Source organism: Roseovarius maritimus (genome assembly GCF_043355895.2).
Classification (GTDB): domain Bacteria; phylum Pseudomonadota; class Alphaproteobacteria; order Rhodobacterales; family Rhodobacteraceae; genus Roseovarius; species Roseovarius maritimus.
This window is the reverse complement of record NZ_JBHFPF020000003.1, coordinates 409,285-431,584: the sequence shown is the minus strand read 5'-3', so window position 1 is coordinate 431,584 and position 22,300 is coordinate 409,285. Positions and strand designations below refer to the sequence as shown.

The following is a 22,300-nucleotide window of genomic DNA, read 5'->3' as shown; positions in this document are numbered from 1 at the left end:
CCGCTAGGCTACGCGCATCCGTTGGGGTGCTCCGCAATGCCGGGGCTGAGAGGCGATGATGCCGACCCATCGAACCTGATCCGGTCAATACCGGCGGAGGGAACGGAGCGAGCCACGCGCGGTAGACGTGCATCGGCTACTCATCTGCCCGCACTCCGCCGGTCCGGCCATGAATTGCACCGCTGTCTTGCGGGGGATCCGGCCTTGTGCAGCGCGCAGCCGTCCCTCGCAGAGAGCACAAGACCCGGAGCCACGATGAAGCCCCTCGCCCTCGCCGCCGCCCTTCTCGCCAGCACGCCCGCCCTCGCGCAGGACCAGATGACCCTGGTGCTGGACTGGTTCGTGAACCCCAATCACGGCCCTATCATCATTGCGCAGGAGCGGGGGTATTTCGCCGATGCCGGCCTCACGGTCGAGGTGGTGGCGCCTGCCGATGCCTCCTCCCCGCCCAAGATGGTAGCGGCTGGCCAGGCCGATCTGGGCCTGTCGTATCAGCCGCAACTGCATTTGCAGGTGGCCGAGGGCCTGCCATTGATCCGCGTCGGCACACTGATCGCCAGCCCGCTCAATTGCCTGCTGGTGCTGGAGGATGGCCCGATCAAGGAGATCGCCGACCTCAAGGGCGCCAAGATCGGCTATTCCGTCGCCGGTGTCGAAGAGGCGCTGCTGGAGGCCATCCTTGGCGCGAATGACATCGCCCTCAGTGATGTCGAGATGATCAACGTCAACTGGTCGCTCGGCCCCTCGGTCATGTCGGGCCAAGTCGATGCCGTCATCGGGGCGTACCGCAATTTCGAGCTGAACCAGATGGCGATCGAGGGCGTGCCCGGCAAATGCTTCTTCATCGAGGAGGAAGGCGTGCCGCCCTATGACGAACTGATCTATGTCGCCAACCCCGAGACGATGGACGCAGACATGATCTCGCGCTTCATGCGCGCGACCGAACTGGCGACGCAATACATCGTCAACCATCCCGACGAGAGCTGGGAAATCTTCAAATCCACCAGCGCCGAGCTGGATGACGAGCTGAACGCGCGGGCCTGGGCCGACACGCTGCCGCGCTTTGCCCTGCGCCCCGCTGCCGTCGATACCGCACGGTATACTGAATTCGAGCGGTTTCTCAGCGAGGCTGGCCTCATTCAGGGCACACGTCCCGTCTCTGAACTGGCAATCGACCCCGGCGCGCGCTGATGTACGGAGCGACCTTCACTGCATGGCGCGATGCGGCAGCCGAGCCGTGGCACGCCTATACGCGCCATGCCTTTGTCGAGGGGCTGGGCGACGGCAGCCTGTCGCGCGCGGCCTATCTGCGCTATCTAGTGCAGGACTATCTCTTCCTGATCCATTTCTCCCGTGCCTGGGCGCTGGCGGTCCATAAGGCCGGCACGGTGGAGGAAATGCGCTTTGCCGCGCGCACGCTCCATGCCCTGCTGAACGAAGAGATCGCGCTGCATGTCGCGACCTGCGCCGCCGAAGGGCTGGACGAGGCTACGCTTTTCGCCGCCGAGGAACTGCCGCAGAACATCGCCTATACACGCTACGTCCTCGATGCGGGCCATTCAGGCGATTTTCTTGACTTGCTGGCGGCGCTCGCCCCCTGCGTTCTGGGCTATGGCGAGATTGGCCTCCGCCTTGCTGACCTGCGCGGCGATACGCCCTATGGCGACTGGATCGAAACTTATGCCGGGCCGGGCAACCAACAGGTCTGCCACGAGGTCGGCGCGCTTCTGGACGCGGCAGTGACCCACCGCCTCGGCAACAGCGCCGAGCACAGCCCGCGTTGGCAACAGCTATCGCAGCGCTTCGCCACGGCCACCCGGCTGGAAATCGGCTTTTGGGACATGGCGTATTCAGAATGACCTATCCGGGCGTCTCTCTGGAAGGTTCCGTCTCGGTCGCGGGCGCGCCCCTTGTCCCGCGCATTTCGCTGCGGGTGGCGCCCGGCGGATGGACCTGCCTGCTTGGCCCCTCGGGCATCGGCAAATCGACTCTCCTGCGCGTGATCGCGGGCATCGCGGACGAGGCCGAGCTGTCAGGCACGCTGACCACCAGCGATGGCACCCCGCTCACGAGTCGCGTCGCGCTGATGTCGCAAAGCGATCTGCTTTTGCCCTGGCTCAGCGTCACCGAGAACATCATGCTGGGCGCACGCCTGCGCGGTGAGGCGTCACAGCCGGAGCGCGCCGCCGCACTGATCGAGCAGGTGGGCCTGAGCCAGCATGCGCAGAAACGGCCCGCGCAGCTTTCGGGCGGGCAACGCCAGCGCGCCGCCCTCGCCAGGACCTTGATGGAGGACCGCCCGGTGATCCTGCTGGACGAGCCGTTCTCGGCTCTCGACGCGCGCACCCGCGCCCAGATGCAGGATCTGACCGCGCAGTTGCTAGGCGATCACACGGTGCTGATGGTCACCCATGACCCGGCCGAGGCCGCACGGCTGGGCACCACGATCCTCGTGCTGGGCGATGATGGCCTCAGCTCCTGGCCCGCACCGCCGGGCACCCCGCCGCGGCCTGTCGACGACGCGAAAACCCTCGAAACCCAAGGCGCGCTTCTGGCTGCATTGCGAGGCGCGCCATGAGCCGCCTCATCAGCGTCACCGCCTCTGCGTTGGTCGCCATTGCCGTCTGGCAGGGACTGATCATCGCCACGGGTGTGCCCCGCTTCATCCTGCCCGGCCCTGCGCTGGTCGCGGAAACGCTATGGGACAGCCGTGCGCTGATCGCGCATCACACGGTGATCACGGCCATCGAAGTGCTGGCGGGTCTCGCGCTCGGCGCGCTCTTCGGCGGGCTGACGGCCATCGGCCTTGCCGCCTCGCCCATCGCGCGCAGCCTCGTGCGCCCCATGCTGATCTTCAGCCAGGCGGTGCCTGTCTTTGCGCTCGCGCCCATTCTCACCCTTTGGTTCGGCTATGGTATCGGCTCCAAGGTGGTGATGACGCTGTTGGTCATCTACTTCCCGGTCACCTCCGCCTTCTTCGATGCACTGATGCGCACGCCGCAGGACTGGATCGATATGGCCCGCCTCATGGGCGCCAACCCCGCCCGGATCATGCGCCATATCCGCATCCCGGCGGCCCTTCCGGGCTTCGCCTCGGGCCTGCGCCTTGCGGCGGTCTACGCGCCCATCGGCGCGATCATCGGCGAATGGGTCGGCGCGTCAAAGGGTCTTGGCTACCTGATGCTATTGGCCAGCGGCCGCGCGAAGACGGACCTGATGTTCGCGGCGCTCATCGTGCTCGCCGTCTTCACGGTGCTCCTTCACGCCGCCGTCGACCGCGCCTGCCGCGCCACGCTGGACAAGAACGCCTGACCGCACAGCGTTGCGATCGCTGGTCAGCGGCAGGCACTGTCCTAAAGCGTTTCGTGAAAAACCTGAATCACTGATTTTCGCGAAACGCCTTCCACGCTTCAATGTGGCGCGCGTTTCGCCTTTATCTGATGTCTCAGGTTAAAGGCGAAACGCTTTAGAAATCCGTGGGCGCGCCACCCTCGGATTTGCGGCGGGCAACGAAATCCGCCAACTCGTCGCGGATCGCCGCGTCCATGGGCGGCGGCTCGAAGCTGGCCAGGATGTCGTGCACGATCTGATGCGCCCGCTGGGGTGTCCAGATGCCGCCCGCCGCCTCCCATGCCTCGAAATTGCGCCAATCGCTGAGGAAGGGTTGATAAAAGGCCGCCTCATAGCGGTCCTGCGTGTGCTGGGTGCCGAAGAAATGCCCTTGATTGCCCACCTCGGCAATGGCCTCGACCGCGATCTCGTCGGGGCCGGTCGCCGTCAGCATGGGATCCATGTAGCGCTGGATTTGCTGTAGGATCTCACAATCCATCACGAATTTCTCGGGGCTGGCGATCAGACCGCCCTCCAGCCAGCCAGCCGCGTGGTAGACCATGTGTGCGCCCGACTGGACCGCCGACCAGAGGCTGTTCGACGTCTCCCATGTCGCCTGCGCGTCGGGCACATTGGCGGCGCAGACACCGCTGGCGCGCATGGGCAGCTTGTAGAGGCGGCACATCTGCCCGGTCATTTGCGTCGCACGCATGTATTCCGGCGTGCCGAAGGCGGGCGCGCCGGATTTCATGTCGACATTGGAGGTGAATGTGCCGATGGCGCAGGGCGCGCCGGGACGTACCAACTGCGCCAGCACCACCGCCACCAGCGCCTCGGCCAGGGATTGCGCGACTGCGCCCGACATGGTCACCGGCGCCATCGCGCCCGCGAGAGTGAAGGGCGTCACCACGAGGCCCTGCCCCCGCCGCGCGAGGCGCATCCAGCCGTCCAGCATCGGCTCGTCATGCTTGAGCGGCGAGGTGGAGTTGATATTGGTATACATGCGCGGCGTCGCATCGAACTCGGCATCGCTCAGCCCTCCAGCGATGCGCACCATTTCCATCACGTCCTCCACGCGCTCCTTTCCCAAGGAGTAGGCATGCGCCACCTTGTCGGTCAGCGTCAGCTTGTCATAAAGCACGTCGAGATGCCGCACCGAGGCGTGAATGTCCTGCGGCTCGACCGGATAGCCTCCGACGAAATGGATGCAGTTGAAATACTGGCTGAGTTTCAAAAGGTTCGCGCACATCAGCCGCGTGCCAGTCACCTTGCGACCCAGCGTCATGTCCCAGTAGCTGGGCGGCGACGACACGTTGCCGAAATTGAGGTGCCGCCCGCCCATCGTGATCTGCCGCTCGGGGTTGCGCGGTGTGATGGTCCATTGTTCGGGCGCGAGAGCGATCTGCTCCATCACGAAGTCACGGCCCATGCGCAGGTTCGTGCCCGAAATCGTGCAGCCGGTCGAGGCGCGGAAGATCTCCAGCGCCTCGGCGTTCAGTATCTCGATCCCGATCTCCTCGAGGATGCGCATTGCCCCATTATGGATGGCGGCGACACCCTCATCACCCAGCGGCTCGGTCGGTCGGTCGATATTGATCGGGGGTGCCCATGGCATCTGCTCGATCGCGGCGGTGCCGCGCCGACCCGCATTGCCTGCCCGCCCGCCGCTGCGCTGTCGTCGCTTCGGTTCCTCGGTCATCGGGCGCCTCCCATTGCCTTCGTGCCGGGTTTACCGAACCACGGGCATGAGGGGAGCGATGTTCACTTTGCGGCAACCGGTGTCGTTTTTGCCACGCCGCGCCGCGCAATGCGCCGCGCGTGCAGCAGATAGACGGCAATCGCGACCACGACGATGGTCCCGCCCAGCAGCATCCGGGGTGTCAGCGCCTCGCCCAGCGCCAGCCAGACCCAGGCCGGCCCCAGCACCGTTTCCAGAAGTAGCAGCAAGCTGACATTCGAGGCCGCCGTATGGCGCGACGCGATGGACAGCGACAGGAACGAGACCGGCAGGATGATGCAACCGGTGATGGCGATGGCCCAGATATTGCCGTCCGTCATCTGCGCGGGGCCGGTGGCCGTGACGCCCGCCGCCCCGGCGCAAAGCGCGCCCAGACCGATCAGCAGCGGGATGGGCAGCGCGGGCCGTGCGCGCAGCACCACGAAATTCAGCGCCAGCATCATCGCCACGCCAAGCCCCGCGAAGGCGCCGAAAAGGACGGCGCCCGGCGCTCCTGACATATCCTCTCCGCCCAGCACGGCGATGCTGATGCCGAAGGCCACGATCGCGATTGTGATCCATGTCGCGCGCGCCGTTCGCTCCCCCAGCAGGACCCATGCCAGGAGGGCCGCCCAGATCGGGGTGGTTGCCACGCCAAAAAGGATGATCGCCACCGGCGCGGCCCCGATCCCCAGCGCGAAGAGCGCCGAGTTGACGAACTGGCAGGCGACGATGGCAAGGCCCGCACCGCTGGCCAGCAGGGCCAGATCGGCCATGCGCCCGCGGCTGCTGAGCAGCCACAGAAGGATCAGCGACGTGCCCATGAAGATCCCGCGCCAGCCCATCATCTGGGGGCCCGACATCTCGGACAGGCGCAGGAACATCGCGTCGGGCGTCAGAACCAGCGCACCAAACACAGCCAGCGCAAGGCCGAAGGACGGATGGCGTCTCACCTGTCTAGCCAGGCGGGGATGTGGCCGATATCGGGCAACACCGCATCCGACAGAGGCGTCAGCTCATTCCGGTTCGCGATGCCGGTCAGCACGCCGAGCGTCCACATGCCCGCCGCGCGGCCCGCCCTCAGATCATGGGTGCTATCGCCCACCATGACGCAGCGCGCGGGATCGAGACCGGATTGCAGCGCAAAGGCCAGAAGCGGGCCGGCCTCGGGCTTGGCGCCGTGGCCGGAATCGTATCCGGCGACGAAATCGAAATGATCCAGAACGCCCGCCGTGCCCAGATGAGTGCGCGCGCCGTGATCCGTATCATTGGTGACCAGGCCCACCTTCAACCCGCGTGCCGCCAGATCCGTCAGGAACGGCACCAGCGGAACGGCAGGTTGCAACGGCGCCTCGCCCGAGCTGAGCCGCATATGCTCTTCGATCTGGTCCGCATCCACGCCCCTCAAAACGGCGGCCAGCGTTTCGGCCCCCTCGCGGTTGGTCGCGCCGATCAGCGGGCTGGTCGGCAGGAACCGGCAGGCCCCCAGATCGAACTGGACGGCATCGGCCAAAGCCTGGGCATCGCCGTCATGAGCCTCGGCCAGATGCACCAGCAAATTGCGCGTCCAGTCGGCCCAGGTGGTGTGAAAATCAAAGAGCGTTCCGTCCTTGTCAAAGACGATGCCTTCGATGAGCAGGGCGCGGCTCATGTCCAATGCTCCACCTGCCCGCCGGGCAGAAGGGTGCGCGCCTGCATTGGTGCCTCGGTAGGCAGTCCCGCGTCGCGGCAGAAGTCGATGACCCACTCGTCATTCATGGTTAAGAAATCCAGCACCGCTCCGAGGAAGACCGGATCAGAGGCCCCCTGGCGCAGATCATCCTCACTCGCGCCCGTTGCACCCATGAAAACAGGCATCAACTCGTCATTTGCGATCAGCCAGCCAAGGCATTTGAGCGCAATCGTTTCGGCGGAATCTCGCGTATACTTCATAATGATGAAAATCCCGGAAAGGTTTTCTTAACTTCTGGCACGGATAGTCGGGCGTGAGAATAGGGCAAGTCAGAAAGGCGGACGCCCATGTCAGGCAAAATTTTGATCGTGGACGCCGTGGCGACCAACCGGATCGTGCTGAAAGTGAAACTTTCGGCGGCGCATTTCGAGGTGCATCAGGCGTCGACCGGCAGCGCGGCGGTCGCGTTGGCGCGCGAGCTGCGCCCGGACCTCATCATTCTGGGTGCTGCGCTTTGCGACATGAGCTGCGCGGACCTCATCGGCGCGCTGCGGACTCGGCACGATCTGGCCGCCGTTCCTATCGTTGCGCTCCTCTCCGAGGATACCGGCTCTGCCCGCATTGGCGCGCTTGAGGCGGGGGCCGATGATGTGATCACCCAGCCTATCGACGAGCGGATCATGCTGGCCCGGCTGCGCGGCCTGCTGCGCCAGCATCACGCGCTGCAGGATATGCGGCTGAATGCCGGGCCTGACTGCGCCGCCGGGTTCGGCGAGGCGCAGGGCGGCCTTTTGCGCCCAGGGCGTATCACCATCATCGGTGTGCAGATGGCCGAGGCGATGGCCTTGCGCACCCGCCTGCGCAGCGCCTGTCGCCACCAGATCACCGCCCTTCCTGCCGGCGGACCCGTCACCGCAACACCGGGCGCGCCCGCGGCGGATGTCTTCGTGCTGATGATCCCTGATGCCGCCCAGGCGACCGGCCTCGAGATGATGGCCGAGCTGCGCGCCTCGCCCGAGGCGCGGCATGGGCGCATCATCTGCCTGCTCGACACCGAAGGGCGCGGGCAGGCGGCCAGTCTTCTGGACATGGGCGCAAGCGACGTGATCGTAGGGCCGACCGATCTGGGCGAGCTGACGCTCCGCCTTGGCCGCCAGATTCAGCGCAAGCAGGCGGTCGACCACCTGCGCGCGCGGCTACATGACGGGCTGCGCGCGGCCATGATCGACCCGCTGACCGGCCTCTACAATCGCCGCTTTGCAATGCCTTTCCTCAAGGGCCTGGCCATGGCGCAGGAGGATGGCGGCTCGGGCTTTGCGGTGATGCTGGCCGATCTGGACCATTTCAAGCAGATCAATGACCGTCTGGGCCATGCGGCGGGCGACCGCGTGCTGTGCCATGTCGCCGACCTTCTGGGCAGCAGCGTGCGCGAGGTCGATCTGGTGGCTCGCATCGGAGGCGAGGAGTTTCTGATCGTCATGCCCGGCGCCGATGGCACTGAGGCACGCCGCGCCGCAGATCGGCTCTGCCGCCGCATCGGCGAGGCCGGGATCACACTGCGAGGACAGCCCCAAACGGCGCATGTCACCGTCAGCATCGGCGTCGCTATGGGCCGCGCGCAGAAAGATGAAAAGGCCGCGGGCGAGCATGTAGAGGCGCTGCTGGAGGAAGCCGACCGCGCGCTCTATCGGGCCAAGGCCCGCGGGCGCAACACGGTCACCATCAGCGCGCGGCCCGCCGCCTGATCTGCCGCGCGCCGCGCTGCTGCGCGGCAAATCGGCGCGACGGCGCGCGAACACGTCCTTGCCTCTTTCAATTCCGGCCAACTTGACGCAGATTGCGCCGATTGACAGGTTCGAGGACGACATGACTGACGACAGCATACAGACGGACGAGCGCGCGCTCTGGCCCGCTTTGCGCAAGGGCTTCCGTTGTAAGTGCCCCAATTGCGGCTCGGGCCCGCTGCTGAAAAGCTATCTCAAGGTGCGCGATACCTGCCCCGTCTGCCGCGAAGATCTGTCCCAGCACCGCGCCGATGACGGCCCCGCGTATCTCACGATCCTGATCGTCGGCCATATCATGGCGCCGGCGCTGCATATCGCATTCGTCCAGTTCCGCCCCGAGCCGCTGGTGCTCTTTACCATCTTCGCTATCGGCTGCGTGGGCCTGTCGCTGTATCTGCTGCCGCGCCTCAAGGGCGCGGTAGTTGCGTTCCAATGGGCGCGGCAGATGCACGGCTTTGGCTCACGCGCCTGAGGCCCAGGTACGGAGGGCATCTATGACCCAGCCGCCAGTGCCTGTTCGCGATGCCGCGGCCGTCATTCTTCTGCGCAAGGATGGCCCAGCCCCCAGCGTTCTGATGGGGCAGCGCGGCGCGGCGGCAGCGTTCATGCCGTCGAAATTCGTCTTTCCGGGCGGCGCCGTGGACCCGGCGGATGCGAAGGTGCCTTTGGTCACACCGCTGCCCGCGCTCTGTTCGGACCGGCTGGATGAGGCCTGCGCGCCGGGCCGCTCCGTGGCCCTCGCCGCCGCCGCCATACGCGAGCTCTGGGAGGAGGCGGGCCTGATCGTCGGGCGCCCTGGCGCTTGGCCCGGCGCAATCCCAGCGGATTGGGCCAGCTTTGCCGCGCGCGGCCATGTGCCCGATGCGGGCGCGCTGCAATTCGTCTTTCGCGCGATCACGCCGCCGGGCCGGCCGCGCCGCTTCGATGCGCGGTTCTTCCTGATCGACGCGGCGCATATAAGCGGCGATCTGGATGATTTCAGCGCCGCGACGGATGAGTTGAGCCACCTGCAATGGGTGCCCCTGCCCGAGGCGCGCCGGTTCGATCTGCCCTTCATCACCGAGGTCGTCCTGGCCGAGGTGGCGGCCCGTGCGCATGATCCCGCGCCGCCCGTCTCGGTGCCGTTCTTTCGCAATGATGACGAGCAGAGCCTTTTTCTGCGCCTCAGCGGAAGAAGCCCACTGCAAGCACCGAACAGGTGACAAGTGCCACGCCGACGCCATCGCGCGGCGTGATCCGCTCGCCAAAGAACACGCGCGCGGCGATCAGCGAAAAGATCACCTCGACCTGCCCAACCGCGAAAACATAGGCGGCATTCTGCAGCGTGAAGGCGGTGAACCAGCAAAGGCTGCCGCCCAGCCCGGTCAGGCCCATCCAGACGGCGGTGCGACGCGCGGCGATGACGCGCCCGATCTCTCCCGCATCGCGCCAGCGCAACCAGAGCGCCATGCCCAGCGCCTGCGAGATCGTGACTGCGGCCAGCGTGATCAGCGCGCGCATCAGCGCATCGCTTGACGCCACTTGCAGCGTCGCGCCGCGATAGCCCACGGCTGACACCGCAAAGAGCGCCCCCGCGATCAACCCCAGCGCCGCCGCCCGGTTGAAGATGCGCCAGCGATCCGCCCCCGCGCCGCCCGACAGGATCACCACGCCGACAAGGCCGATGAGGATGGCCGCCATGCCCGGTAGACTGACGCGGTCGCCCAGCACGACAAGCCCGATCAGCGCAGTTTGTACCGTTTCAGTTTTCTTGAAGGTGATCCCGACGGCAAAGTTGCGCGCGGCAAAGAGCGCGACCATGCACCATGTGGCGAGGATCTGCGCCAGCCCGCCTGACAGCGCGTAGGTCCAGAAAAGCGGCGTGAGGCGCGGCAGCGCTGCGTCCGTCTGCCAGAGATACGCCGCCGCCAGCACCAGCACGAAAGGCATCGAATAGGCGAAGCGCGCGAAGGTCGCGCCGCCCACGGACAGCGGTCCCATGCTCAGATGTTTTTGCAGCACAAAGCGCAGCGTCTGGAACGCGGCGGCGGATATGGCGAGAAGAACCCATGCAGACATGGCCCCTCATGCCTTCAAATCAGGCCCGGAGCCAGAGCAGATATAGGTGACATGGGCAACACCCGGAAGGCCGGATCAGCCGTGCATGTCCACGCGACCCCAGGAGATGCGCGACCAGATCCGCTCGTAGAGAAAATAGAGGCTCAGGCCGATTGCGGTGTTGATCACCGCCATCGCGCCGCCCGCGCCCGCCGATCCGGTCATGAGGTAGCCCACGAGGCTCATCATGAAGAGACCGTTGATATTCCAGATGATCGCCTTGACCAAGGTGCGGCGGGGCCGTTCCATAGATCCTCCAAATGATTTCAATGTCTTGATGACACCCGGATATCCCAGTCGCCGCCCCGCGCCCATTCTGTTTGTAGTTAACATTCCAAGACATTAGTGATAATTATCACCAATGATGGTCAAAACAGACAAGCGCGCACGCGCCACCCTCTTTCGCTCGCGTCTGGGCGAGGCTATGGCGATGCGCCGTCTCAGCCAGAGCGCGCTGGCCCGTGCCATCGGCGTGGATCGCTCGACCGTTTCGCAACTTCTGGCGGGGGCGGGCGCGCGTCTGCCCAATGCGCAGGTCGTGGGTGAATGCGCCCGTGTTTTGGGAATTTCGGCCGATTGGCTGCTGGGCCTGACCGACCGCCCCGAAACGGCGGCGGATATCCTTGCCACTTCGCTGTCGCTAACCGAGGCGCCCCGCGCGCTAGTCGATGCGCAGATCTTCGAGTGGCACAAGGAGGCAGCAGGCTACAAGATTCGCCATGTGCCCGCCGCCCTGCCCGACATGCTGAAAACGCGCGCGATGCTGGAATGGGAATACGAGCCGCATCTGGGGCGCAGCACCGATCAGGTGATCGGCGCGTCCGAAGACAGGCTGAACTGGATGCGCGGGACGCAATCGGATTATGAGGTGACCCTGCCGCTGCATGAGATGCAGAGCTTTGCGCGCGGCGAGGGATATTATCGGGGCCTGCCCCTGCCCGTCCGGCGCGCCCAGATCGCCCGCCTGATCGACGTGACCGAGGCGCTTTATCCCCGCCTGCGTCTGTCGCTCTTCGATGCGCGGCGCGTCTATTCCGCGCCGGTCACGGTTTTCGGCCCGCTTCTGGCGGTGATCTATATCGGGCGCAATTATTTGGCCTTTCGCGATACCGAGCGGGTTCAGGCGCTGACCGGGCATTTCGATCACCTGCTGCGCGAGGCCACCGTGTCGGACCGCGAGATGCCGGACTTCCTGCGCGACCTTGCGGGCGAGATCGCCGACTAGCGCCGCGCAGGGTGGTCAGAACGGCATCGGATGGGCGCGGTGGGCCGCGTCGATCTCCTCCATCACCTCATCGCTGAGGGTCAGATCGCCCGCGCCCAGCGCAATGTCCAGCTGCTCCATCGTGGTCGCGCCAAAGATGCAGGAAGTCATGAAGGGCCGCGTCAGCGTCCAGGCCAGAGCCATCTGCGACGGGTCCAGCCCGTGCCGCTTGGCGATACCCAGATAAGCATCGACCGCTTCGAAGACGCGCGGCGTGATACGCCCACCCAGATCCTCGGTAATCGACTTGCGCGAGCCCTTGGGCACCGCACCGCCCTGATACTTGCCCGACAAGAGGCCCGCCGCCAGCGGTGTGAAAGCCAGAAGGCCCACATCCTCATGCACGCTCAGCTCGGCCAGATCGGTGTCATAGAGGCGGCAGAGCAGCGAGTATTCGTTCTGGATGCTGGCAACGCGGGGCCAGCCATTGGCCTCGGACAGCGCCAGGAATTGCGCTGTGCCCCAGGCGCTTTCATTCGAGAGGCCGAAATGGCCGATGGTGCCGCGTGCCACCTCGCGCTCGACCGCCTCCAGCGTGGCGTGCATGTCGTCCAGTACCTCGGCCGTGTTCTGGGTCGATGGGTCATAGGTCCAGTTCTGGCGGAACATGTAGCTGCCGCGATTGGGCCAGTGAAACTGATAGAGGTCGATATGGTCGGTCTGAAGGCGTTTCAGCGAGCCTTCGACCGCCTCGGGGATGCTCTGGGCCGAAATGGGCGCGCCGCCGCGCACATGCATGAGGCCGGTGCCCGACACCTTGCTGGCAAGGATCACGTCGCTGCGCCGCCCGGTCTTGGCCAGCCAAGTGCCGATGATCTCTTCGGTATCGCCCTGCGTTTCGGCGATCTTGGGGTTGGTCGGATACATCTCGGCGGTGTCGATGAAATTGACCCCGCGCTCCAGCGAGCGGTCTATCTGGGCGTGACCCTCGGCTTCGGTGTTCTGGCTGCCCCATGTCATCGAGCCGAGGCACAGCTCGCTCACCATCAGGCCGGTGCGGCCAAGCGGATTCATCTTCATCACGCATAGTCCCTTATTATTTCGCGCGCAGGGTAACGTCTGGGCGCGCGGCGTCACGCGCAAAATGCCGGTTGAGAACATTTAGCGAACAAAATATTATTATCTCATGTCCATACTTCCGAATCTCGACGCCAAAAAAGGCCACGCGGCCCTGCCCGTTCTAGGCGATATCGCCCTGCCGCTGGCCCGCCTGCACGAAGCGTGCGGGCCGGCGCGGCACATGCTGGCCATGCTGATCGCCGCTGCCACGCAGGGGCCGGTGCTGTGGATTGCGCCCCCCTGGCAGGCGGGCGCACTGAACCCCGATGGCATGGCCGCCTTTACCGGCCCCGAGCGGTTCATCTGGGTCGCACCCGAGCGGCCCGCCGATACCCTCTGGACCCTGGAAGAAGCGCTGCGCAGCGGCGCGGCTCCGCTGGTGGTGGCCGATCTGCCCGGCCCGCCGGGCCTGACACCGGTGCGGCGCCTACACCTGGCCGCCGAAGCGGGCGCTGCAATGAAGATGGGCGCCCCTCTGGGCTTGATCCTGACCCCCGGCGCAGGCGGCGCGCCCGGCATCGAGACGCGCTGGCACATGGCTCCCGCGCATCGCCCCGGCGCGCCGGGGTGGAGTTTGACCCGCACCCGCGCGCGCACCGCGCCGCCCGCCTCATGGCATCTGTCGGGCGCGCCGGGGCGCTGGCGCATGGACGCGGCCGAGGCCTGACACGCAAGCGCCACCGCCTGCCGCTCGCGCCGGAGCCTCCGGCCGGGATATTTGCAGCAAGAAGAACGGGGCGGGCTTGGCTTTCCATGCGGGGCTGTGCAATCTCACCGGCAGCCGGTGGCACATCCAAGCGGGAAAGCAGCACCATGCGCATGATCATCTCTTTCGCGGCGCTGTTCCTGTCGGTCGTCCTGATGCAGCTATCGTCGGGGGGCGTCGGCCCGCTCGATGCGCTCAGCGGCCTTGCCCTCAGCTTCAGCACGGCTGAAATCGGCCTTCTTGGCTCGGCGCATTTCCTGGGGTTCTTCATCGGCTGCTGGTGGGCGCCGCGCCTGATGGGCAGCGTCGGACACAGCCGCGCCTTCGCCGCCTTTACCGCCGCCGGGGCGATGTCGCTGATCGCCCATATGATGGTGATCGACGCCTATGCCTGGGCGCTGATGCGGGTCGCGATGGGGCTTTGCGTTGCGGGCTGCTACACGGTGCTGGAAGCATGGCTGCAGGCCAAGGTCACGAATGAGACGCGCGGGCGGGCGATGGGCGTCTACCGCGTCGCGGACATGGGCGCGTCGCTCTTTGCGCAGATGCTGATCTCGGTGCTCGAGCCCGCGTCCTACATCTCCTACAACATCCTCGCGCTGATCTGCTGTGCGGCCCTTCTGCCCATTACACTGACCAAGGCCGAGCAGCCCGCGACGCCCAGCGCGCCGCGCCTGCGGCCCATGCTGGCCATCGCCTGCTCGCCCCTCGCGGCGGCGGGCGTGGTCACCGCAGCGCTCAGCAGCGCGACCTTTCGCATGGTCGGCCCGCTTTACGGCCAGCAGGTGGGATTGGCGGTCGAGCAGATCGCATGGTTTCTGGCCGCCTTCGTTCTGGGCGGCGCGCTGGCGCAGGTTCCGGTGGGATGGCTGGCGGACAAGTATGACAGGCGCCACGTGCTGATAGGTTTGTCCATCGCCGCCGTGATCTGCTGCATCGTGACCGCGTGGCTGGGCGCTCTCTCGGCCAATGGGGTGATGCTGACGGCGTTCTTCTTTGGTCTGACGTCCTTTCCGATCTATTCGGTATCGGTGGCCCATGCCAATGACTTCGCCACCTCGGACCAGCGGGTCGAGCTGTCGGCGGCGCTGATGTTCTTCTACGCGCTCGGCGCGATTGCGGCGCCGCTGGTCGCGTCCAAGCTGATCGCGGGCTTTGGCCCCTCGGCCATGTTCATCATGATCGCGGTGGCACATGGGGTGCTGATCGTCTTTGGCCTGACGCGGATGCGCGTGCGGCCAACCAAGGCCGCGCGCACCCGCTATGTGTGGAGTCCGCGCACCTCGTTCATCGTGGGCCGCCTGACGCAGCGCTTTCGCGACAAGGGCTGAAGGGCCGGGGCCAAGGCCGCCGATCCTCTGGCAAAGCAAGACTGCCTGCGCTAAAGCGGGCCCCAAGACACCAAGAGGGGCGCGGCATGGCACGGCATCTGATCACATCGGCAATTCCCTATATCAACGGGATCAAGCATCTGGGCAATCTTGTGGGCAGCCAGCTGCCTGCGGACCTTTATGCACGCTACCTGCGCGGGCGCGGCCACGAGGTGATGTTCCTCTGCGCGACGGATGAGCATGGCACCCCCGCCGAGCTGGCCGCCAAGAAGGCCGGCAAGCCCGTGGCGCAATATTGCGCCGAGATGCACGGCGTCCAGGCCGAGATCGCCAAGGGCTTTCGTCTCAGCTTTGATCATTTCGGGCGTTCGTCCAGCAAGCAGAACCATGCGCTGACCCAGCATTTCGCGGGCCGCCTCGCCGATCAGGGCCTGATCCGTGAAGTGACGGAAAGTCAGGTCTACTCCAAGGCCGATGGCCGCTTCCTGCCCGACCGCTATATCGAGGGCACCTGCCCCAACTGCGGCTATGACAAGGCACGCGGCGACCAGTGCGAGAATTGCACCAAGCAGCTGGACCCGACCGACCTCATCGACCCGCGCAGCGCCATTTCCGGCTCGACCGATCTGGAGGTGCGCGAGACCAAGCACCTCTATCTCATGCAGTCCGGCATGCGCGATCAGCTGAATGCCTGGATCGACGAGCAGACCGACTGGCCTATCCTGACCACCTCGATCGCTCGCAAATGGCTGAATGATGGCGACGGCCTGCAGGACCGGGGTATCACCCGCGATCTGGATTGGGGCATCCCGGTCAAGCGCGGCGACAAGGATTGGCCCGGCATGGAGGGCAAGGTCTTCTACGTGTGGTTCGATGCGCCAATCGAATATATCGCCTGCGCCGGTGAATGGGCCGAGGCGCATGGCCTGAATGATGACGCGTGGGAGCGGTGGTGGCGCACCGACAAAGGCGCCGACGACGTGCGCTATACGCAGTTCATGGGCAAGGATAACGTGCCCTTCCACACGCTCAGCTTTCCCGCTACCATTCTGGGCAGCGGCGAGCCGTGGAAGCTGGTCGATTACATCAAGTCGTTCAACTACCTCAATTACGATGGCGGGCAGTTCAGCACGTCCCAAGGTCGCGGCGTCTTCATGGATCAGGCGCTGGACATCCTGCCGCCGGATTACTGGCGCTGGTGGCTGCTGAGCCATGCGCCCGAGTCGAGCGATGCCGAATTCACATGGGAGAATTTCCAGGCTTCCGTGAACAAGGATCTGGCCGACGTCCTGGGCAATTTCGTCAGCCGCGTGACCAAGTTCTGCCGCTCGAAATTCGGCGAGGCGGTGCCCGAGGCAGGCGCGTTCGGCCCCGAGGAAGAGGCACTGATCGAGAACATCACCACCCGCGTGCGCGCCTATGAGCAGCATATGGAGGCGATGGAAGTCCGCAAATCCGCCGCCGAGCTGCGCGGGATCTGGGTGGCCGGCAACGAGTATCTGCAATCGGTCGCGCCCTGGACCACGTTCAAGACCGATCCCGACAAGGCGGCCGCACAGATCCGCCTCGCGCTGAACCTCGTGCGCCTCTACGGCGTGCTGAGCGCGCCGTTCGTGCCCGATGCCGCCGCCGACATGCTGAAGGCGATGCGGACCGAGGATGACAGCTGGCCTGATGATGTGCGCGCAGCGCTGGGTGTGCTAGAGCCGGGGCACGCCTTTGCAGTGCCGGACGTGGCGTTTGCCAAGATTACGGATGAGCAGCGTGAGGAATGGCATGCGCGGTTTTCGGGCGTGAGGGAGTAGCGGACGCGGCGAGGCGATAGGGCTATGCCAACTTGATATAGGCAGGCTGTCGATGAACCTTGGAAGGCAATTTCGCGCCCGAGTGTGATCTTGGACGGCCCGTGTCCGCTATGGCGGACACAGCGGGAATTCGCTGCGGCTGCGCCAAGGGCCGCTTTCCGAAAGGTATCGCGAGGCAAAAAAGGACTGGTTTCATCGCTGTGTACCAATCCATCCAAGCAGGACTTTCTCGGCGATCTAGGCTTCGGACCATTTCGATTGTGCCGCGAATCCGCTGAACCCGGCGTCTTGCAACGCAGCGAACAATTTGTCGGACACGAAAAAATAGCTGCCCGGGAAAAAGCGGTTGTCGATCCACGCGTTCAGACCTTCGATCACCGACTTGTGCAGCATCAGACGCTCCTGGACGCGCGGTCCGGTGTAACTCAAGTAATGGGTGAGAGGACTCGACCCGCCTGAAACGGGTTCGACCCCTGTGGAGGCCTCGTCGATCGCATCGCGGACCCGATGCACGCACCACGCATGGTAGGTGGTAAGAGCTGTGTCGTCCTTGCCTACGATCTCGATTGGGAAGAACTGCCACCCGTCCGCCGTGCTGCGGTGCGCCTCGATAAGGTCCTTCATGGCTTCGCTTACGAGCGGAGCATTTGCATATCCCGTGCTTCCGCCCGAAAAACAATGATCATAATCAGGCAATTTTCTGCCTTTCACCAGTCTCAGGGCGTGGGGCAAAAACTCTGGGTTCCTTGGACGTTCCTGCGCGCCAAAGGCGTGACTTGGAACATCCTTGTCCTTGTCGACGAGGAACGCCGTGCGATCTGCCTTCAGTTTGGCCTTGCCAGCAGCGATGCGCGCTTTATCTCTATCTGTCGCGGGTTCCAGCCTGAATTTGTTCCAATGCGGGCCCGAGTAGTCAACATCAAGGAATACTGCCATCGGTCACCCCATTGGATCAGCGTTATTCACATGATCGGTCGCACTATTTTCAGCGACCTCTTGGTCATGTCATCGAACGTGACATTGTTTGGAAAAAACATACCCAATATCCGGTTGATTGCAACCTGGGACAATCAGGGGCGTTCGAAGACGCTTGATCCGTGTTGGTGGTGGGTCGCATTTCTCATTTGCAGCTCCGTCCGCAAGGTCTTTGGATTTTCTCGTGCTGTATATTTGGAGATAAACCACGCTCTATTCCGTCACATAGTTAAGCACTTGTTGAATAGCGGACATATCCGCCTAACGCAGCATCGGTCGCTATGGGCTTATTTTGTTGAAAAACTCGTGCTTGATCGAAGCGTAAGTTGCTGATTCAATTCTTCTGGCCAGCGGGAGAATTGAGCAATGTTGGGACCGAGACAGGAAGCGCAGGCAGCACTTTTCTATGAGTTCTCGCTGGAAGATCACGTTCCGCAAGACCATCTTCTTCGCTCCATTGATCGGTTCGTCGACCTGAGCAGCATTCGTGCCCATCTGACCGAATTTCACAGCCATACCGGCCGTCCGTCGGTCGATCCCGAGCTGCTGATCCGGATGCTGTTGGTGGGCTATTGCTTTGGCATCCGGTCCGAGCGGCGGCTTTGTGAAGAGGTCCACCTGAACCTGGCGTATCGCTGGTTTTGCCGCCTCGATCTGAACGACCGTGTGCCGGATCACTCGACATTTTCCAAGAACCGACATGGGCGTTTCCGCGAGAGCCAACTTCTACGACACCTGTTTGAGACAACGGTTGCGCGCTGCATCGCGGAAGGTCTGGTCAGTGGCCAACGCATGGCCATCGATGCCAGCCTGATCGAGGCCGATGCGAACAAGCAGAACTCCACGCCGAAGGACGACTGGGACGTGGCGCGGATCAACCCGGCTGACGCGCCCCGTGCCGTGCGCGAGTATCTCGACACGCTGGATGAGGCCGCATTTGGCGCGGCCAGCGAGGTGCAGCCCAAGTTCACCTCGCATTCCGACCCGGCCAGCCAGTGGACCGCAGCCCGCAAGGGGCCGGCATTCTTCAGTTATTCCGACAATTACCTAATCGACACCGACCACGGCGTGATCGTCGATGTCGAAGCCACGCGATCGATCCGGCAGGCAGAGGTTGGATCGACCAAGACGATGTTGAAGAGGGTGAAGGACCGCTTCGAGCTGCATCCAGAACGCCTGATTGCGGATACGGCCTATGGCACCGGGCCGATGCTGGGCTGGCTGGTCGACCGCAAGATCGCCCCGCACATACCGGTGTTCGACAAGTCCGGGCACAGCGACGGCACTTGGACGCGGGCGGACTTCGAGTGGGACGCCGAGAACGACCAATACACCTGCCCCGAGGGCCATGAGCTCAAGCAGTTCCGACGCAACTACTCAGACCCGAGCCGGGGGCCGACCGGCAAAGGAACGGCCCGCTACCGCGCATTGAAGGTCGTCTGCCAGGCGTGCCCATCCAAAGCCAAATGCTGCCCCAACGCCGAGGCGCGCAAGATCACCCGCGAAGAGCATGAAGACGCCCGCCAGGTCGCCCGCGACATCGCCAAGACCCGCCAATACGACATCTCGATGAAGCTCCGGAAAAAGGTCGAGATGCTCTTCGCGCACCTCAAACGGATCCTCGGCCTGGGCCGACTGCGATTACGTGGCCCATGCGGTGCAAATGACGAATTCCTCCTCGCCGCCACCGCCCAAAACCTCCGGAAACTGGCCAAGGTCTTTCCCGCACCGCAGCAAACGCGAAAAGCCTGATAGAAAAGGCGCTCGCGCCGCATTTGGAACAGCCATTTCTGCGCTCGCAAACGTTAGTTTTTCCACAGAATCGGCTCAAAGGGGCCCTTCGCCGCAGGCTCCACCATCAAACGCAAAAGGGCGGACCAATCGGCCCGCCCTTCCCAATTCTGGCTAACGATAGAAGCGCTTACGCCTCTTCGTCCAGCTTCTCGATCTCTTTCTCCAGTTCGGCTTTCGAGACCTCTTTCTCGGTCACCTTGGCCTGCTCGGCGACATAATCGATGACCTTGTCCTCGAAGATCGGCGCGCGCATCTGCTGCTGCATCTGCTGGTTCTGCTGGATGAACTCAAAGAACTGACGCTCTTGCCCCGGATACTGGCGGGCCTGCTCCATGATGGCCTGCGTCATTTCCTGATCGGTCACCTGGATCTCTGCGCGCTGGCCCAGCTCGGCGAGCAGAAGGCCCAGACGCACGCGACGCTCGGCCAGCTTGTTGTGCTCGTCCGTGGTCTCGATCTCGGGGTGATCGTGACCCTTCACGTCCGGGTTGTCGTCATGCCACAGTTGATGCGCGATCTGCTTGGCTTCCTGCTCGACCATCGAGGGGGGCAGATCAAAGCTGACCATCTTGTCCAACTCGTCCAGCATGGCGCGCTTCATGACGGCGCGAGCGGCGCTGCCATACTCGGCCTCGAGGCGCTCGCGGATCTGGCCTTTCAGCGCGTCCAGATCTTCCGAGCCGAATTTCTTGGCCAACTCGTCGTCGATCTCGGCATCCTTGGGGGCCTTCACGGCCTTGATGGTGCAACTGAAAACGGCCTCTTTGCCGGCCAGATGCTCGGCCTGATAGTCCTCGGGGAAGTTGACGGTGACGTCCTTTTCCTCATCGGCCTTCACGCCGACCAGCTGCTCTTCGAAGCCGGGGATGAAGCTATTGCTGCCCAGCACCAGAGGGTAATCCTCGGCCGAGCCACCCTCGAACGCCTCGCCGTCGACCTTGCCGACGAAATCCATCGTGATCTGGTCGCCGTCCTTGGCCTTGGAGCCTTTCTTGCGGTCCTCGAAATCCTGCGCGTTCGACGCGAGGTTCTGCAACGCCTCGTCAACGGCTGCATCGTCGGGAACGACCTTCAGACGCTCCAGCTTGATCTTGGAAAGGTCGAGATCGGGGATCTCGGGCAGCGCCTCGTAGGACATTTCGACCTCGACGTCGTCGCCCTCTTTCCAATCCTCGTTGGTCATCTTCATCGCAGGCTCGGCGGCGGGGCGCACACCGGCTTCGGCGAAATGCGCCTTCATGGCGTCATCGACGGCCTCTTGCATGGCTTCGCCCATCACGCGCTGGCCAAAGTTCTTCTTGAGCAGCGCGAGGGGCACCTTGCCCTTGCGAAAGCCCTTCATCTCGACGTCCGGCTGCGCTTCTTTCAGCTTGTCCATGACCTTGGCGTCCAGCTCCTGAGCGGTGAGGAGCATCGTATAGGCGCGCTTGAGGCCTTCGTTCTGGGTCTCGGTGACCTGCATTGTTCGTCCTTATCCATTGCATTCGGGCCGCGGAGGCGTCCGCGGCGGTCAAAATCAAGCGCTTTCTAGGGGCGCACCGCATTGCGCGCAAGGGGAGTCTTGGAATGTGTCAGCCCCGGCGAAGCGCCGCACGCGCAGCCTCCACGCCCGTCAGCGCCAGTCCGGCGATCAGGCCCCAGAAGGCGGCGCCCACACCCATGAGCGTCAGGCCCGAGGCGGTGACGACGAACGTGACCGCCGCCGGCGCCGCATAGGTGCCCGTCGCAAGCGCCCCGCCCAGCGCGCCGATAAAAGGTCCGAGCAGCGCCACGCCCGCGACCACCGCAATCAGCTCGGGCGGGAAGCTGGCGAACAGAAGAACAAGCGGCATCGCGACCAGCGTGATCGCGGCGTAGCCCGCCGCATAGACCGGCCCCGTGAGCCAGCGTCTGGCCGGATCAGGATGCGCGTCGGGACCGGTGCAGATCGACGCGGTGATGGCGGCAAGATTCGTGCTATGCGCGCCGAAGGGCGCCGAGACGAGCGAGGCCAGCCCCGTTACCGTGAGGATCGAGCGCCCCGGCACCGGGTAGCCCGCCGCGCGCAGCACGGCAAAGCCGGGCAGGTTCTGCGAGGCCATCGTCACCAGATAAAGCGGAATCGCGACGCCCAGCACCGCGCCCGCATCCCATTCGGGCCGGATGAGCTGCATCGGCGGCAACCCGCCCTGCCAGACAGGATCCGCCAGCCCAAGCGCGATTGCCAGCGGCACACCCGCCGCCAGCACGGCCAGCACCGCCCAGATCGGCGAGAAGGCCCGCACCACGAAGAAAAGTGCAAGCAGCGGCAGCACCAGCGCCTCTGCCCCCGGTATCACCAGCGCCGCCTGCGCGACAAAGCTGAACAGAACACCCGCCAGCATGGCCGAGGCGACCTCGCCCGGAATGCGAGCCACCGCCTTCTCCAGCGCCGGGACAAGGCCCGTCGCGATCAGCATGAGCGCCGCGATCACGAAAGCCCCGACCGCCACATCCATCGATGTCGAGCTGACCGCCGCCAGCACCGCCGCGCCCGGCGTCGACCACGCCGTGACGATCGGCAGGCGGTGCCGGATGCTGAGAATCGCCGTGGTTGCCATCATTGACAGGCAGAGCACAGTGATCCACGTCGCCTTCTGGCCTTCGGTGGCGCCCAACGCATCCGCTGCCGACAGGATGATCGCGACTGAGCCGCCAAAGCCCACGAGGACTGCCACGAGGGCCGAAACAATGACGGACATGCGCATGATATGGTCTTTCGGGCAGCGAGGCAGGCCCAAAAACGGG

22 protein-coding genes and 1 riboswitch are annotated in these 22,300 nt (G+C 64.6%); of the genes, 12 read left to right on the top strand and 10 right to left on the bottom strand.

What is annotated here, in order from left to right:
• Positions 1 to 12 precede the first annotated feature (12 nt).
• A riboswitch (TPP riboswitch) is annotated at positions 13 to 119 on the top strand.
• A gap of 136 nt (positions 120 to 255) precedes the next feature.
• The 4 genes from ACEWPM_RS09440 to ACEWPM_RS09425 are packed head-to-tail and all read left to right on the top strand — an operon-like array spanning position 256 to position 3,312.
• Positions 256 to 1,191 carry an ABC transporter substrate-binding protein gene (locus tag ACEWPM_RS09440; protein ID WP_393961419.1) on the top strand — a complete coding sequence of 312 codons (936 nt, stop codon included), beginning with the start codon at positions 256 to 258 and terminating at the stop codon, positions 1,189 to 1,191.
• Positions 1,188 to 1,859, top strand: a complete 672-nt coding sequence (locus tag ACEWPM_RS09435) for a TenA family protein (protein ID WP_393961458.1) — start codon at positions 1,188 to 1,190, stop codon at positions 1,857 to 1,859. Before ACEWPM_RS09440 ends, ACEWPM_RS09435 begins: the two co-directional genes overlap by 4 nt.
• Positions 1,856 to 2,578, top strand: coding sequence for an ABC transporter ATP-binding protein (locus tag ACEWPM_RS09430; protein ID WP_393961418.1), 723 nt, complete (start codon positions 1,856 to 1,858; stop codon positions 2,576 to 2,578). Before ACEWPM_RS09435 ends, ACEWPM_RS09430 begins: the two co-directional genes overlap by 4 nt.
• Positions 2,575 to 3,312: an ABC transporter permease gene (locus ACEWPM_RS09425; protein ID WP_393961417.1), complete on the top strand. Its 738-nt coding sequence runs from the start codon at positions 2,575 to 2,577 to the stop codon at positions 3,310 to 3,312. Before ACEWPM_RS09430 ends, ACEWPM_RS09425 begins: the two co-directional genes overlap by 4 nt.
• Before the next feature lie 154 nt (positions 3,313 to 3,466).
• Here ACEWPM_RS09425 and ACEWPM_RS09420 read toward each other — a convergent pair whose 3' ends face one another.
• From ACEWPM_RS09420 to ACEWPM_RS09405, 4 genes are all read right to left on the bottom strand, one after another.
• Positions 3,467 to 5,029 (bottom strand): trimethylamine methyltransferase family protein, encoded by a 1,563-nt coding sequence (locus tag ACEWPM_RS09420; RefSeq protein WP_393961416.1) that lies wholly within the window; start codon positions 5,027 to 5,029, stop codon positions 3,467 to 3,469.
• 62 nt (positions 5,030 to 5,091) lie between these two features.
• Entirely contained in the window at positions 5,092 to 6,000 is a 909-nt protein-coding gene (locus ACEWPM_RS09415) for a DMT family transporter (RefSeq protein ID WP_393961415.1), read from the bottom strand.
• Positions 5,997 to 6,698: an HAD family hydrolase gene (locus ACEWPM_RS09410; protein ID WP_393961414.1), complete on the bottom strand. Its 702-nt coding sequence runs from the start codon at positions 6,696 to 6,698 to the stop codon at positions 5,997 to 5,999. The genes ACEWPM_RS09415 and ACEWPM_RS09410 overlap by 4 nt, the downstream gene beginning before the upstream one ends.
• Positions 6,695 to 6,979 (bottom strand): DUF3572 domain-containing protein, encoded by a 285-nt coding sequence (locus ACEWPM_RS09405; RefSeq protein WP_393961413.1) that lies wholly within the window; start codon positions 6,977 to 6,979, stop codon positions 6,695 to 6,697. Before ACEWPM_RS09405 ends, ACEWPM_RS09410 begins: the two co-directional genes overlap by 4 nt.
• 87 nt (positions 6,980 to 7,066) lie before the next feature.
• Between ACEWPM_RS09405 and ACEWPM_RS09400 the strand changes: the two genes are divergently transcribed.
• The 3 genes from ACEWPM_RS09400 to ACEWPM_RS09390 all read left to right on the top strand — a co-directional run bounded on the left by ACEWPM_RS09400 (position 7,067) and on the right by ACEWPM_RS09390 (position 9,705).
• Complete coding sequence (locus ACEWPM_RS09400; protein WP_393961412.1) at positions 7,067 to 8,464, top strand: diguanylate cyclase; 1,398 nt, start codon at positions 7,067 to 7,069, stop codon at positions 8,462 to 8,464.
• 121 nt (positions 8,465 to 8,585) lie between these two features.
• A complete protein-coding gene (locus tag ACEWPM_RS09395) occupies positions 8,586 to 8,975 on the top strand; it encodes a DUF983 domain-containing protein (RefSeq protein WP_393961411.1) in 390 nt (129 codons plus the stop codon).
• A 22-nt stretch (positions 8,976 to 8,997) separates the two neighbouring features.
• Complete coding sequence (locus tag ACEWPM_RS09390) at positions 8,998 to 9,705, top strand: NUDIX hydrolase (protein ID WP_393961410.1); 708 nt, start codon at positions 8,998 to 9,000, stop codon at positions 9,703 to 9,705.
• Here ACEWPM_RS09390 and ACEWPM_RS09385 read toward each other — a convergent pair.
• Complete coding sequence (locus ACEWPM_RS09385; protein ID WP_393961409.1) at positions 9,668 to 10,561, bottom strand: EamA family transporter; 894 nt, start codon at positions 10,559 to 10,561, stop codon at positions 9,668 to 9,670. The genes ACEWPM_RS09390 and ACEWPM_RS09385 overlap by 38 nt on opposite strands.
• Positions 10,562 to 10,636: 75 nt before the next feature.
• A complete protein-coding gene (locus tag ACEWPM_RS09380) occupies positions 10,637 to 10,849 on the bottom strand; it encodes a DUF2061 domain-containing protein (RefSeq protein WP_393961408.1) in 213 nt (70 codons plus the stop codon).
• Positions 10,850 to 10,961: 112 nt separating this feature from the next.
• Here ACEWPM_RS09380 and ACEWPM_RS09375 point away from each other — a divergent pair, with 112 nt between their 5' ends.
• The gene (locus tag ACEWPM_RS09375; RefSeq protein WP_393961407.1) at positions 10,962 to 11,825 is read left to right on the top strand and encodes a helix-turn-helix domain-containing protein; all 864 of its coding nucleotides are present in this window, start codon (positions 10,962 to 10,964) and stop codon (positions 11,823 to 11,825) included.
• Between the two features lie 15 nt (positions 11,826 to 11,840).
• On the opposite strand, the gene ACEWPM_RS09370 is transcribed toward ACEWPM_RS09375, so the two are convergent.
• Positions 11,841 to 12,884 carry an aldo/keto reductase gene (locus tag ACEWPM_RS09370; protein WP_393961406.1) on the bottom strand — a complete coding sequence of 348 codons (1,044 nt, stop codon included), beginning with the start codon at positions 12,882 to 12,884 and terminating at the stop codon, positions 11,841 to 11,843.
• A gap of 106 nt (positions 12,885 to 12,990) precedes the next feature.
• Between ACEWPM_RS09370 and ACEWPM_RS09365 the strand changes: the two genes are divergently transcribed.
• The 3 genes from ACEWPM_RS09365 to metG all read left to right on the top strand — a co-directional run bounded on the left by ACEWPM_RS09365 (position 12,991) and on the right by metG (position 16,765).
• Positions 12,991 to 13,590 (top strand): ImuA family protein, encoded by a 600-nt coding sequence (locus tag ACEWPM_RS09365; protein ID WP_393961405.1) that lies wholly within the window; start codon positions 12,991 to 12,993, stop codon positions 13,588 to 13,590.
• A gap of 146 nt (positions 13,591 to 13,736) precedes the next feature.
• Entirely contained in the window at positions 13,737 to 14,960 is a 1,224-nt protein-coding gene (locus ACEWPM_RS09360) for an MFS transporter (RefSeq protein ID WP_393961404.1), read from the top strand.
• Positions 14,961 to 15,046: 86 nt separating this feature from the next.
• Complete coding sequence (gene metG / locus ACEWPM_RS09355) at positions 15,047 to 16,765, top strand: methionine--tRNA ligase (protein ID WP_393961403.1); 1,719 nt, start codon at positions 15,047 to 15,049, stop codon at positions 16,763 to 16,765.
• Between the two features lie 237 nt (positions 16,766 to 17,002).
• Here the strand turns inward: metG and ACEWPM_RS09350 are convergent, their stop codons facing one another.
• Positions 17,003 to 17,701, bottom strand: coding sequence for an imm11 family protein (locus ACEWPM_RS09350; protein WP_393961402.1), 699 nt, complete (start codon positions 17,699 to 17,701; stop codon positions 17,003 to 17,005).
• 405 nt (positions 17,702 to 18,106) lie between these two features.
• On the opposite strand from ACEWPM_RS09350, the gene ACEWPM_RS09345 reads away from it, so the two are divergent.
• A complete protein-coding gene (locus tag ACEWPM_RS09345; RefSeq protein ID WP_393961401.1) occupies positions 18,107 to 19,492 on the top strand; it encodes an IS1182 family transposase in 1,386 nt (461 codons plus the stop codon).
• A 169-nt stretch (positions 19,493 to 19,661) separates the two neighbouring features.
• Here ACEWPM_RS09345 and tig read toward each other — a convergent pair whose 3' ends face one another.
• Both tig and ACEWPM_RS09335 read right to left on the bottom strand, forming a co-directional pair.
• Positions 19,662 to 20,996 carry a trigger factor gene (tig, locus tag ACEWPM_RS09340; protein WP_393961400.1) on the bottom strand — a complete coding sequence of 445 codons (1,335 nt, stop codon included), beginning with the start codon at positions 20,994 to 20,996 and terminating at the stop codon, positions 19,662 to 19,664.
• A 109-nt stretch (positions 20,997 to 21,105) separates the two neighbouring features.
• Entirely contained in the window at positions 21,106 to 22,260 is a 1,155-nt protein-coding gene (locus ACEWPM_RS09335; RefSeq protein WP_393961399.1) for a benzoate/H(+) symporter BenE family transporter, read from the bottom strand.
• Between the last annotated feature and the right edge of the window lie 40 nt (positions 22,261 to 22,300).

What these genes read in the sequence shown, in the direction of transcription:
- ACEWPM_RS09405 (WP_393961413.1), bottom strand. Translation starts at nt 6,979, where the DNA reads ATGAAGTATACGCGAGATTCCGCCGAAACGATTGCGCTCAAATGCCTT.
- ACEWPM_RS09430 (WP_393961418.1), top strand. Translation starts at nt 1,856, where the DNA reads ATGACCTATCCGGGCGTCTCTCTGGAAGGTTCCGTCTCGGTCGCGGGC.
- ACEWPM_RS09385 (WP_393961409.1), bottom strand. Translation starts at nt 10,561, where the DNA reads ATGTCTGCATGGGTTCTTCTCGCCATATCCGCCGCCGCGTTCCAGACG.
- ACEWPM_RS09410 (WP_393961414.1), bottom strand. Translation starts at nt 6,698, where the DNA reads ATGAGCCGCGCCCTGCTCATCGAAGGCATCGTCTTTGACAAGGACGGA.
- ACEWPM_RS09425 (WP_393961417.1), top strand. Translation starts at nt 2,575, where the DNA reads ATGAGCCGCCTCATCAGCGTCACCGCCTCTGCGTTGGTCGCCATTGCC.
- ACEWPM_RS09370 (WP_393961406.1), bottom strand. Translation starts at nt 12,884, where the DNA reads ATGAAGATGAATCCGCTTGGCCGCACCGGCCTGATGGTGAGCGAGCTG.
- ACEWPM_RS09375 (WP_393961407.1), top strand. Translation starts at nt 10,962, where the DNA reads ATGATGGTCAAAACAGACAAGCGCGCACGCGCCACCCTCTTTCGCTCG.
- ACEWPM_RS09360 (WP_393961404.1), top strand. Translation starts at nt 13,737, where the DNA reads ATGCGCATGATCATCTCTTTCGCGGCGCTGTTCCTGTCGGTCGTCCTG.
- ACEWPM_RS09395 (WP_393961411.1), top strand. Translation starts at nt 8,586, where the DNA reads ATGACTGACGACAGCATACAGACGGACGAGCGCGCGCTCTGGCCCGCT.
- ACEWPM_RS09400 (WP_393961412.1), top strand. Translation starts at nt 7,067, where the DNA reads ATGTCAGGCAAAATTTTGATCGTGGACGCCGTGGCGACCAACCGGATC.
- tig (WP_393961400.1), bottom strand. Translation starts at nt 20,996, where the DNA reads ATGCAGGTCACCGAGACCCAGAACGAAGGCCTCAAGCGCGCCTATACG.
- metG (WP_393961403.1), top strand. Translation starts at nt 15,047, where the DNA reads ATGGCACGGCATCTGATCACATCGGCAATTCCCTATATCAACGGGATC.
- ACEWPM_RS09440 (WP_393961419.1), top strand. Translation starts at nt 256, where the DNA reads ATGAAGCCCCTCGCCCTCGCCGCCGCCCTTCTCGCCAGCACGCCCGCC.
- ACEWPM_RS09390 (WP_393961410.1), top strand. Translation starts at nt 8,998, where the DNA reads ATGACCCAGCCGCCAGTGCCTGTTCGCGATGCCGCGGCCGTCATTCTT.
- ACEWPM_RS09420 (WP_393961416.1), bottom strand. Translation starts at nt 5,029, where the DNA reads ATGACCGAGGAACCGAAGCGACGACAGCGCAGCGGCGGGCGGGCAGGC.
- ACEWPM_RS09380 (WP_393961408.1), bottom strand. Translation starts at nt 10,849, where the DNA reads ATGGAACGGCCCCGCCGCACCTTGGTCAAGGCGATCATCTGGAATATC.
- ACEWPM_RS09335 (WP_393961399.1), bottom strand. Translation starts at nt 22,260, where the DNA reads ATGCGCATGTCCGTCATTGTTTCGGCCCTCGTGGCAGTCCTCGTGGGC.
- ACEWPM_RS09365 (WP_393961405.1), top strand. Translation starts at nt 12,991, where the DNA reads ATGTCCATACTTCCGAATCTCGACGCCAAAAAAGGCCACGCGGCCCTG.
- ACEWPM_RS09350 (WP_393961402.1), bottom strand. Translation starts at nt 17,701, where the DNA reads ATGGCAGTATTCCTTGATGTTGACTACTCGGGCCCGCATTGGAACAAA.
- ACEWPM_RS09345 (WP_393961401.1), top strand. Translation starts at nt 18,107, where the DNA reads ATGTTGGGACCGAGACAGGAAGCGCAGGCAGCACTTTTCTATGAGTTC.